This window comes from Microbacterium sp. HA-8, assembly GCF_046111165.1.
GTDB lineage: Bacteria > Actinomycetota > Actinomycetes > Actinomycetales > Microbacteriaceae > Microbacterium.
In genome coordinates, this window is sequence record NZ_CP162025.1 from 1,666,094 (window position 1) to 1,676,809 (window position 10,716).

Annotated in this window: 10 protein-coding genes; 7 read left to right on the forward strand and 3 right to left on the reverse strand. The window is 61.2% G+C overall.

Translation table 11 applies throughout. From position 1 onward, the window contains the following. Window positions 1-409 precede the first annotated feature (409 nt). The 5 genes from AB2L57_RS07950 to AB2L57_RS07970 all read left to right on the forward strand — a co-directional run bounded on the left by AB2L57_RS07950 (window position 410) and on the right by AB2L57_RS07970 (window position 3,767). Window positions 410-730 carry a hypothetical protein gene (locus AB2L57_RS07950; protein ID WP_409048500.1) on the forward strand — a complete coding sequence of 107 codons (321 nt, stop codon included), beginning with the start codon at window positions 410-412 and terminating at the stop codon, window positions 728-730. A 182-nt stretch (window positions 731-912) separates the two neighbouring features. Then, a complete protein-coding gene (locus AB2L57_RS07955; protein ID WP_409048501.1) occupies window positions 913-1,443 on the forward strand; it encodes a DUF3846 domain-containing protein in 531 nt (176 codons plus the stop codon). After that, entirely contained in the window at window positions 1,437-1,967 is a 531-nt protein-coding gene (locus tag AB2L57_RS07960) for a DUF3846 domain-containing protein (protein ID WP_409048502.1), read from the forward strand. The genes AB2L57_RS07955 and AB2L57_RS07960 overlap by 7 nt, the downstream gene beginning before the upstream one ends. A gap of 148 nt (window positions 1,968-2,115) precedes the next feature. Next, window positions 2,116-2,862, forward strand: coding sequence for a hypothetical protein (locus AB2L57_RS07965; protein WP_409048503.1), 747 nt, complete (start codon window positions 2,116-2,118; stop codon window positions 2,860-2,862). A 62-nt stretch (window positions 2,863-2,924) separates the two neighbouring features. Then, window positions 2,925-3,767 carry a hypothetical protein gene (locus tag AB2L57_RS07970; RefSeq protein ID WP_409048504.1) on the forward strand — a complete coding sequence of 281 codons (843 nt, stop codon included), beginning with the start codon at window positions 2,925-2,927 and terminating at the stop codon, window positions 3,765-3,767. Window positions 3,768-3,799: 32 nt separating this feature from the next. On the opposite strand, the gene AB2L57_RS07975 is transcribed toward AB2L57_RS07970, so the two are convergent. The 3 genes from AB2L57_RS07975 to AB2L57_RS07985 all read right to left on the reverse strand — a co-directional run bounded on the left by AB2L57_RS07975 (window position 3,800) and on the right by AB2L57_RS07985 (window position 8,258). Then, entirely contained in the window at window positions 3,800-4,219 is a 420-nt protein-coding gene (locus AB2L57_RS07975) for a hypothetical protein (protein WP_409048505.1), read from the reverse strand. 176 nt (window positions 4,220-4,395) lie between these two features. After that, window positions 4,396-7,173, reverse strand: coding sequence for a hypothetical protein (locus tag AB2L57_RS07980; protein WP_409048506.1), 2,778 nt, complete (start codon window positions 7,171-7,173; stop codon window positions 4,396-4,398). A gap of 296 nt (window positions 7,174-7,469) precedes the next feature. Next, window positions 7,470-8,258, reverse strand: a complete 789-nt coding sequence (locus AB2L57_RS07985) for a hypothetical protein (protein WP_409048507.1) — start codon at window positions 8,256-8,258, stop codon at window positions 7,470-7,472. A gap of 229 nt (window positions 8,259-8,487) precedes the next feature. On the opposite strand from AB2L57_RS07985, the gene AB2L57_RS07990 reads away from it, so the two are divergent. Further along, complete coding sequence (locus tag AB2L57_RS07990) at window positions 8,488-8,775, forward strand: helix-turn-helix domain-containing protein (RefSeq protein WP_409048508.1); 288 nt, start codon at window positions 8,488-8,490, stop codon at window positions 8,773-8,775. A 375-nt stretch (window positions 8,776-9,150) separates the two neighbouring features. Further along, the gene (locus AB2L57_RS07995; RefSeq protein ID WP_409048509.1) at window positions 9,151-10,716 is read left to right on the forward strand and encodes a type I restriction-modification system subunit M; all 1,566 of its coding nucleotides are present in this window, start codon (window positions 9,151-9,153) and stop codon (window positions 10,714-10,716) included.

Sequence of the window (10,716 nt, forward strand, 5' to 3'; positions counted from 1 at the left end):
CGTGGGATAGCGCATGCACGCAGCCTAGGCCGCGCCGCGGACACCGAAGAAAGGTCCCGACTAGCGCCGTGCGCCTCGTGAGACCTCAACATTCGGCACCGTAGTCGGGCGTCGTCATTCGGGCGGAGGCGGTCGGGGTTGGCATGGTTCATATGTGTCCCTGACTATGCGCGTTCGTCATCGATGATGCAAGCGGTCAATCGACATCGACCCCGACATCGGCATGGCCATCACGGCACCGACCGGGGTGCGCAGGAGCGCCAGCGGCGATGTAGAAAAGACAACGCGCGCGATCAGAAGATTGACGCATGCGGCCGGATGGCCCATAGTCGGCCTCGCTCCTCGTCGGCGTGCGGCGTAGATGATCCCACCCCGGGCTCGTCCGTCGCTTCCGATGAGGAGGCTCACCATGAGTGAGAACACCCCCGCCGACGTGCCGGCCTCGGCACTCGGTCCGTTGCGGACGCTCGCCGTTCGCATCACTGATGGCCTGCGGGCCCAGCTGGACGTGCTCGCCCAGCTCAACGACCGCACCGTCACCGAAGAGATCCGCCTGGCCCTCGAGTCGTGGGTCGAGTCGAGCAAGTCCGACCCGAAGGTGCTCGAGCGTGCCGAGACGGTGCGAGCCGAGATCGAGCGCGAGGCGAAGACCAAGCAGAGCGCGATCGAGGCCATCTTCGGTGGTGCCAGCGGCGGCAAGACGCCGCGTCGGTCGTCGGGCTCTGCCTGACCGCAGTTCGGCATGCGGGGAGATCCGGCTGTTCGGGACTGAGCGATTCACCGCGCCCGTCCCGGACAGTCGGTGAACCACCCACCCCAGAACCCCCCATCCTTTACCCCTCGTTGCTGCCCCGCGGCTTGTCAGAGAACCAGATGGTTCTCGGCCGCGACAACAGTAAGGAGGTGGGACGAATGGTGCGCAGCATCGTCATCCCGCATGACACAGAGCAGCGCCCCGCGCTCGTCGAACTCGCCGACCTCGGTGAGTTCCAGGAAGCGGTCGACGGCTGGCTGGATCTCATCGAGATCCCGTCCATCGGCGTAACCGTCTACCTGAACGAGGCGGCACGCCGGACGCGCGGTCCGCTCAACACCCGCGCCACTGCGTTCTGGTGGCTCCACAGTGCACAGCCGACCGACCACCCGGTCATCCTCGGCGACGTCGTCCTGACGGGCGTCGGCGACCAGGAGAACGAGGGCGACGTCCCGGAGGCGGTCATCGAGCAGATCTTCCATCGCGACAATTTCGTGGTGCAGGTCCGCCCGTCCGACCGCAGCTCCTGGTGCGACTCCTTCGCGCGCTTCGACAGCGTCTTCGATGCCGCCATCTGCTGTCTGCTGTTCGAGGCCACGATGCGTTCCGGAGCTCGGTTCCGAGTTCGTCGCGAGCCACCGATTCACATTGCCGAGCTCCCCCTCTTCGGAGGTGACCGGTCATGGTGAAGGCGCTTGTTATTCCAACAGCCGCAGGTGAGCCGATCACGGAGTGCGAGGTCAACAAGCTCAAGGACTACCAGGCCGTGTTGGGCGGCTGGATCGAGCCGGTGGACATCCCGGCGCTCGGCGTGACGGTGTACGTCAACGAGGAGGGACTGATGCGCAATCTCCCCTTCAACCCACGGGCGACATTCCTCTGGTGGTACTTCGTGCCCGAAGCTCGCCAAAGGGCCATGCTCGTCGGCCCGGCGCTCATTTCGGGGATGCCCGACCGCAGCGGTGACAGCACCGATGTCCCGAGCGAGGTGGTCGCCATGCTCGCCCGCCCGGGGAAGTGGCGCGTTGAAGTGCGGACTGTCGGTGACCCGAATTGGTATCGCAGCCAGGTGACGTTCTCGGACTACTTCGAGGCGCTGGTCTGGGCGATGGTCACTTTGGAGCGATGGAAGGCCACCGAGGACACCCGCGTGGTGCCCGTGCTCCACAGCGAAGTCGGAGCGACGAACGTCAACCCGTCATCCGCGGCCTGACAACAGGGCGGCGACTGCCTGGGCTGAGAACCTCTGAGTTCTCGTCCGGTGCGGTCGCCGCCCGCTTCTCTTGGTGCGGGTTTTCTTCGTTGTTGGGGCAACGGTGTCAACGGTGAGGGTCGTGTCCAGATTCCGCTATCGTCGGCACGTGGACATGAATAGCCCTGCCATCTCGATGATGCATCGTTCCGGCCATGATCGCACGCATCGCCGAGCCGGTCTTGCGACAGCAGCGGCTGCAACCGCAGCGCTTGCCCTTGCTGCGTGTGCACCTAGCAACAACGTTGATGCAACACCAGAACCAGTAGAAACATCGACATCAACTCCAGCGCCCGAATTTGAAGGTGCGAGCCCTGAGGACTTTATTATCCCTGCAGGACTTGACGCAGAAGCTGCTGCCGAAGCCGTTGTAGAAGGTGCTCTTACTAGCTGGGATAATGCAGGTGCGAACGACTCACTCCGCGATCGAATTCTAGCTAGTGACGAGTCGTTTGATACTGTAATCACTGAAGTTGTAGCCGAAAATAGGCAGGTTGCCGTTGAAAACCTTTTTGTTGAGAATTGGGAATCTGTCCCGTCATTGGTCGATCTTGCAAACGGAAGTGCAGACATTAACTATCAGAATCTTCAGTGGTTCACCTCTACAGCCTGGAGTCAAGATGAAAAACCAGAAAACATTGAGGGGTTTAAAACTTCAAGGGACGTTCTTGCGGTACAAGAAATTGATGACGGAGACGGTAACCCAAACACCCGTAGAATCAAACTTGACTATACGACACTTACAAATGGTGACAAAAACGAGGGCCCTGAATCTTCTGGCGAAACTGCAACAATGATCATAGACCTCGTTTCGGATGGTAAACAAGACAGAATCGCTGATTTTGAAGTGTTCTAGCTTGATTCTGCACCCATCCCCAATTGTCCGCCAGTTGGAAGCGACCGGAGCATCCGCCGGAAATGACACACTCCTCAGAATTGCAGTCACAAGTATCGCGAGTTACCTTGCGGGTCACCGCCGCGACGTTTGCCGGTGTGTTCGCCGCAGCCCTCGCGGCTTGTGCGCCAGCCGAGCTATCGCCTGACAGCAACGCCGCGGCATCGAGCTCTGCCAAGGCCACACCAAAACCAACCGAAACAGAAGCACCAACCGCTGAGCACGAATTTTCCGGGACAATTAACCTAGAAGGCTTTACTGGTGAAGCATGGGAAGAAAAAGACCGAATTGAAAAGGTAGATACTTGTAACGAAGAGTTCTTTGCAGTAAACCTTCCGGAAGATCCTGTTTTGACGGTTAGTAGCTCGGCTCAAGAAATCGCTACCGTCTTTGGTAACCGACTTGATCTTGTAGGCGATCTAGCAAAAGATGCTTCAGATCCATTTAATCTTGAGGCGGCGAAAAACATTGCCGAATGTATGACTTCAGACCTAACGGTCAACGGTGACCATATTGCACGCAACAACCTTCAAAGCTCTCTTGGTACAATCGCAGAGGGTAAATTTGAAGGATATGAGCTAACGTACATTAAGCCCGAGGACATTACCCGTCACAGCGATGGCCTTTTCGCAGCACAGACAAATGACACCCTTTACTATGATGCGTTTGCTATTGAAGGTGCGATTACTGACAACATTGGCAGTATGCTTCAAACTCAGTATTACGAGTGGTCTCCTGCTGAGTATCAGTACACCATGATGCTTACGAGCTCAATAGATGACGCCGATAACAAGTCGCACTTTGGTACAAAACCCCCGATTGTTGTTGACCCAAGTCGTGCAGAAGCACCAGCCGCAGACTTCTAAGTCGCTGGCCTGATGGCAACGTGGGGATGCCATCAGCTGATTCCCAACCATCGTGCGAACCGTTCGAGTCGTCGGTCCGTCGCGCGGTACGCCTGGGCATCTTCGTACGGAAGGTAGTCGCTGAACTGCTGGATGAGCATGTCTGCCTCGTGCGCGTCACGGGGTAGCACCAGCATTTGCGGTGGCCGAATTCGTGCTCGCGGTAGCAGAGCGATCGCCTTCTGTGGTTCGTCGCGCTTGCCTGACGGCATGTCAACGACAGTGAAGGTGCGGTACCGATTGAGCGGTCGGACCTGACTCCGATGCTTGTCGTCCAGTCCTTCGATCCTGACCGCGCTCTTGTCGATCGTCACTTTCCAGGAGTGAGGCTTGCCGATGTTGATCACGAGAAGGCCAACGGTTGCCGTGGCGGCGACGAGCGCGGCGGTCCAGTTGCCTACCGCGACAAGCATGAGTGCGAGGGTCCACCCGATCCACCCGATCACGAGGTACCACCACCAACGGTGTCGGCTGTGCGCGATCTCGGTCGTCCACGTGAGAGCGGGCGGATTCGCTCCGCTACTCGCTGCTTTCTTGGTGGTTGATGTCTCGCTTCTCATTTCGTGGTCTCCTGGGCTCTTGCGGCCCGTTAGCGGATCTTTCCGTCTGGTTGGATGGCGGCGAGGCCGGTGAGGTGGGTTGCGGCGTAGGCCTGGAAGGCTGAGCTGCCGGCCGCGATCGTGCCGACCACGCTCGCGCCCGTGTCTCGACCGAACTTGGCCTGAAGCGTCGGATCGAGTGTGATGTCTTCGACGGCGCTGTTGAACGAGGTCACGGCCGCGTCGAGGTTGGCCTGCGATGCAGCCCGCTGGGCGGCGCTACGGGTCATGTCGTTGGCAGCGGCGTGTAGGCGCCCAAGGTGCTCCATCTGCGATCGGGCTGTTCCCGCGCTATATCCGGCGAGGTCTGCACCGGTGACCGAGCTGAACGCTGCTTCGACACCCTTGACGATGTCGGGTGCTTTGCCGACGAGGGCGCCGGCGTTGGATGAGATCGCTCGCTGGAGGGCTTCCTGGTCGACGCCGGGCGCGACTGCCAGGCTGCGCACCACGCCGTCGCGGCCGAGTGCTGCGGCTTGATGCATTGCGGCTTCGCGTTCGGTGTCAGAGTGCGTGGTGCTGGTGGCGCGTGCGTGGAGAAAGGCGTCGACGTCTGTTCCGGTGAAGGTCGGGTGCGAGCCCGCGCGGACGGCGGCGATCTCTTTCACGAGGGGTTCCAGTGCGCCCTTGAGTTCTTCGGATTGGGCACGTGCTTCGACGGCCCGGATGTATGCGGCACCCGCGCCGTTGGCGGGCAAGTCGGCGATCAGGCTATCCACGTTGGCACCGACTTTGCGTGCGATCGCGGCGTCGGTCTCGGCGTTCCATGCGGCGGTCTTGATGTCACGTTCTCGGCGGCCACCGTGTCGTCGTTGAGCCGCCGCACGCCTGCGATCCCTCCAGATCGGGTTGCCGTTCTTGTTCGTGCGGATCGGAGCACCGAGGTACTTCGCCCTGCGAAGACCGGCGTGCGAACCGGCCCAGTCTTGGATCGGCTTCCGTGCGCGTCCAGCGAGGTTGCCCAGCGCGCCGCCGATCTTGCCCAGCATCGGACCGGCCTGGCGGGCGATGAACGGCAGCATGAACAGCGGTGCTGCCATCACGATCAGAGCGGTGAGGGTGGAGAACCAGTTTGGGTTATCTCCGGCGATGGTGACGGCGACGACCTGGAGTCCGCCGAACAAGAATGCGGCGATCGGGTAGAGCAGGAGCAGGCCGAGGAATGTCTTGCGCCACTTCGTGAACCACGACTCAGTGTTCGGGAATAGGTACAGCACGATCGCGACCGGAGCAAGCACCGCCAGTAGTGGGATCAGGGCTTGCCGCAACATGAGCACAGCCAGCGCGACGACAAACGCCAGCGCTGCCATCGCTGCAGCGGGGAGCAGCATGAAGAGGGCTGCGCCGACTCCGCCTGCAATGGAGATTCCGGCCAGGCCGATGCCGACTCCGGCGCCGAGGCCTACGATGATGCCGATCAGGTTGTCCCACGTCGGCACGCTCTTGGACTGGTCGGCGACGCCCTTCAGGATGTCGTAGATGCCAGCCCCAGTGATGTTGAACACATCGACCGTGACCGCGACGATGAAGTACGACACGTTGATGGCGACGGCGGCGACCATCAGCCGCGGCAGCATCTTCTTGACACCGTAGTTGCTCACCCCGGCACTGGTCAGTTGCGAGAACACGATGACGAGGAACGCGACGATCAGCAGCACATTCGCGATCGTCCGCAGGGTTCCCCACAACTGGTAGATCGACCCGTTCTGTTCCAGTGGGTTCACGTTCAGGAGATTGCTGACGATGAGGCCCCACATCATGTCGTTGAGTCCCGCGAGGCCGTCGAGCAGCGGGCAGACGATCCAGCCGATACCGTCCACAAAGCTGCCGCAGGATGGTTGAGTGTCGGGGCAGGAGCCGTTTGAGCAGCCCTCGCTACCCTGGGTTCCAGCATCGGTTGCGTTGAGTTTCAGATACGCGGCATACGCGTCGGCGAGACCGTTGTTCTTGCCGGCGTCGCCATTGATGGCACCGGCTAGAGCCCCGCAAGTCATGCCCTCGGCACCGAACAAGCGGTCGAGGGATGGTCCGGAGACGATGGCGACGCCGTCGCCCTGAGACCGGTTGTTCAGGCTGAGGTAGTACGTCGTGGTGAAGATGACCTCATCGCCGCTGCGCGAGGGGATGCGAAGGGCGTAGTCCTTGTCCGTCGTCCCGGTCGGTTTCGACGTCGTGACGGTCGCCTGCGGGGCGCACACTGCCGTGAGCGTCTTGAGGTAGAGCAAGTACTTGCCCGCGTCTGCCCAGGATGGGTTGGCCGTGATGGTCGGCTCTTTACCGCCATAGACGCGGTCGCTAACGCCCTTGCGAAACTGTGCGAGCATGTCGTCACCGCGTTTGAACTCATCACTGCCGCCTTGCCGGTCGGTGCAGCGTCCGGCATCGAACTCGGCATCGCTCGAGCGCCGCATGCCCATGGCGCAGAGAGCCTCGTCCGGTGCCCATCCGTCCCACAGGCCCAGGGCGCCGGAGACGAGCCCGGTCTGGGCGCACTCGGTGGCTCCGTTGGTATCGACACGGGCGACGACGCCGCTCCGGCCATCGAGGTACACGCCACCGGGAGCTTGTGCCTGCGCGAACCACTCCCCGCTCTTCGCGTGCGACTGGTTGATTCGCTCGCCGCCGTCGATCCAGGCGCCGTCCTTCAGGTTCGGCCCGCCATCGACGAGACAGGTGCCGAGGGTGCGGTAGTAGACGAACGACGCCACCTGATCGTCAAGGCTCATCCCTTGCGCCAAGATGTATCCCGCGCAGCCCATCTGGGGCACACCGCCAGTTGGTGCGAGATTGCTCCAGGTTCCACCCGATGCCTCGCACGTCTCCTTCGTCGTAGGTGCAGCGGACGCCGTGGTCACGTTGCTTGCTGCGAAAGATGCGGCGGCAACGAAAGCGAGTAGCCCTATCCAGACCGAGATAGGGCGGAGTGACAATGAAAGCCAAGCCCGACGTGGGCTTGGCTTCAATGGTGGTGTTGAAGAATCTCGAGACCGGTGTGGATGGCGAAAGTGCCGCATAACCTGGGCTTATTTAAGCACAAGCGCCGCGACTTGAGAAGACCTTCAGGCTACTCGCGGGCCGACCAGGCGATTGCGGCGATCTTCCAAGCGCCATCGATCTGCTGGAGCGAGATGTCACCGATGATGCGGTTTCCATCGAGAGTGGTCGATTGCTCGATCCGCTCACCGGGGCCGACACTGTTGCGGTCCGCGTTGTCGTGCTCCGTGGCTTCGACCGTGACGCGGGTGGTGCCATCCTGCTCCCCAACAACGGTGACTGAGTCCAGGTTGATACTGCGTTCATACGGTTCGATGTCCTGTGGCAGGCCGCTCCCGCTCGTAAGCACCCATGCTTCGACAGATCGAGCGTTCTTTTCCGTTGACCAGTCGACGTAGCGTGCGAGCGACTCATCGTCTTTCCAGCCTGGAATGAACAATGCGTCGGCGATCTGTGGAGCGTTCGCTTCCGAGAGGGTGTCGAAGAAGCCGTGCACACTTGAGCTCTGTAGGTATGCGTCGAGAGTCGCCTCGCTCGCCCCGACCATCGCCCATGTCGACAGGCGTTCTTCGACGAGGATGGTGACTGCAGCCTCCGGGCTCAGGGTCGCGGGGATCTCCAAGGCCTCGACGGTGAGTTCCTGCTCGGGTGTCGCGCTCGCTTCGGGAGTCGACCCTGAGCTCTCGCTGGTCGTGGTTGATGGCGGTGGCACGAGGTCAGGCGCTTGAGACGCGCAGCCGACTAGAGCGGCGGAGCCTATGCCGACGATCGCAGCAAGCTTGAGACTGAGGGCAGCCCGACGTTCGGGGAGGCGGGTTCGTTCGGAGATGAGTTCGGGGTGGGATGCACGAGTGTTCATGCGATGGTGTTTCCTTGCCGCACGGGCGGCATTACTGATGACCTATCCGGATCCGGGAGGCTGATGCCTTCGACCGAGAGCGTCTCGGGTAGATGGATATACATTAGCACATTTGTTCGATTCTGTAAAGAGAGTAGCGACACGGAGCGCCTGCCTTGCAGAGATGGCCACTCGCATAATGCCATATACAGGATGCCTGTTGTGCGATCTCTCCTTTCACGCTGGAGGAATGGCGAAACGGCGACCCGGCGGCGAGTGGGCCGAGTTCGCGCGGACTCTAGGAACCAACATCCAGCGGGCAAGGGTGGCGCGCGGACTGTCGCAGGAGCAGCTCGCGTATGCGGCCGGGTTGTCGCGTTACACCTTCCAGAAGTTCGAGAAGGGCGAGTCGATGCCCGGGACCCCCGCTAACCCGTCGCTTCGCAATGTGATGGCAATCGCGCAGGTCCTCGACGTCACTTTGGATGAGCTCGCGCCGTTGCCGTGGCCGGATCTCCGGGCTGGACGCATCGGGTAGCCGCACAATGCGCGAGGACGCGCACGATCGGGTCACAGGGGTGTCGACCGACCAGAGGCGAACTCGCCTCGATCGCTCGAATGGCGCTGACCTGCGGCTGCGCTTCAATGGCTGGGTATCGATCGGGGCGCACCCGACTTGAGACGGCGGTGATCTGATTCTCGCCTCACCCCGAATATCGGTTTACGAAAATGCCTGATAGATATACAATTATCGGCAGACGCTGTCGCGTGGTTCGAGCCTGCTCCCGCGCGTCAGCCTTGCCTTGAGGCGGTGCTGTCACCCCGGCCATGTCGTCGCGCGCCACTAGCCTGAGAGCAACCGAGGTCATCAAACGAAGTGCGCCGAATCAGGCGCGAGGAGAAGTAGAGGTCAATGACGCCGACCACCAAAGAAGCCCAGCGCGCAGAACTGCACAAGACCATCTGGCGGATCGCGAATGACCTGCGCGGGTCGGTCGATGGCTGGGACTTCAAGAGCTACGTGCTCGGCATGCTCTTCTACCGCTTCATCTCCGAAAACCTCACCGCCTACATCAACAAGGGCGAACACGAGGCCGGCGAGTCCGACTTCGACTACGCTCGCCTTCCCGATGCCCAGGCGGAGTTCGGACGCAAGGAAACGGTCGCCGAGAAAGGCTTCTACGTCCTTCCTTCTGAGCTCTTCCAGAACGTGCGCGAGCGCGCGGCCAAGGACGAGAACCTCAACGAGACGCTCCAGCGTGTGTTCAAGAACATCGAAGGCTCGGCCGTCGGCACCGACAGCGAGGACGACCTCAAGGGCCTCTTCGACGACCTCGACGTGAACAGCTCGAAACTCGGCAACACTGTCGCCAAGCGCAACGAGAAGCTCGTGAAGCTGCTCGATGCCATCGGCGACCTTCCGCTCGGCAACTTCGAGGACAACTCGATCGACCTCTTCGGCGACGCCTACGAGTACCTGATGCAGATGTACGCCTCACAGGCCGGCAAGTCTGGCGGCGAGTACTACACCCCACAGGAAGTCTCCGAGGTGCTCGCCCGCATCACTGTCATGGGCAAGAAGCGCGTCAACAAGGTCTACGACCCCGCCGCCGGATCGGGCTCGCTGCTGCTCAAGTTTGCCAAGGTGCTCGGGCGCGAGAACGTCGGCGGCTTCTTCGGTCAGGAGATCAACCTGACCACCTACAACCTCGCGCGGATCAACATGTTCCTGCACGACGTCAACTACGAGAAGTTCGACATCGCACACGGCGACACCCTGCTCGACCCGCAGCACTGGGACGACGAGCCGTTCGAGGCGATCGTCTCCAACCCGCCGTACTCCATCAAGTGGGACGGCGACGCCAACCCGCTCCTGATCAACGATGAGCGCTTCGCACCGGCCGGGGTGCTCGCGCCGAAGTCGAAGGCCGACCTCGCCTTCACGATGCACATCCTGAGCTGGCTCGCCGTGAACGGTACTGCTGCGATCGTCGAGTTCCCTGGCGTGCTCTACCGCGGGGGAGCGGAGCAGAAGATCCGCAAGTACCTCATCGACAACAACTATGTCGACGCTGTGATCCAGCTACCGCCGGACCTGTTCTTTGGCACCACCATCGCGACGTGCATCATCGTGCTGAAGAAGTCCAAGACCGATAACTCGGTGCTGTTCATCAATGCGTCGGACGAGTTCAAGCGCGTTGGTAACAAGAACAAGCTGACGCCTGACCATCAGCAGAACATCCTTCTTGCGCTGGCGAACCGCGAGGACGAAGACCACTTCGTCAAGCTCGTGCCGAACGAGGACATTGCCGCGAACGACTACCACATCTCAGTCTCTTCGTATGTCGAAGAGGAGGACACCCGCGAGGCAGTCGACATCACAGCGCTCAATGCGGAGATTGCCGAGATCGTTGCAAGACAGGCTGAGCTGCGCGTTTCGATTGACGAGATCGTCGCGGACCTGGAGGGCTCCAAGTGA

Excerpts from the sequence above, each read along its gene's own strand:
- AB2L57_RS07995 (WP_409048509.1), top strand. The coding sequence starts at position 9,151 with ATGACGCCGACCACCAAAGAAGCCCAGCGCGCAGAACTGCACAAGACC.
- AB2L57_RS07985 (WP_409048507.1), bottom strand. The coding sequence starts at position 8,258 with ATGAACACTCGTGCATCCCACCCCGAACTCATCTCCGAACGAACCCGC.
- AB2L57_RS07950 (WP_409048500.1), top strand. The coding sequence starts at position 410 with ATGAGTGAGAACACCCCCGCCGACGTGCCGGCCTCGGCACTCGGTCCG.
- AB2L57_RS07990 (WP_409048508.1), top strand. The coding sequence starts at position 8,488 with ATGGCGAAACGGCGACCCGGCGGCGAGTGGGCCGAGTTCGCGCGGACT.
- AB2L57_RS07975 (WP_409048505.1), bottom strand. The coding sequence starts at position 4,219 with ATGCTTGTCGCGGTAGGCAACTGGACCGCCGCGCTCGTCGCCGCCACG.
- AB2L57_RS07970 (WP_409048504.1), top strand. The coding sequence starts at position 2,925 with ATGACACACTCCTCAGAATTGCAGTCACAAGTATCGCGAGTTACCTTG.
- AB2L57_RS07955 (WP_409048501.1), top strand. The coding sequence starts at position 913 with ATGGTGCGCAGCATCGTCATCCCGCATGACACAGAGCAGCGCCCCGCG.
- AB2L57_RS07960 (WP_409048502.1), top strand. The coding sequence starts at position 1,437 with ATGGTGAAGGCGCTTGTTATTCCAACAGCCGCAGGTGAGCCGATCACG.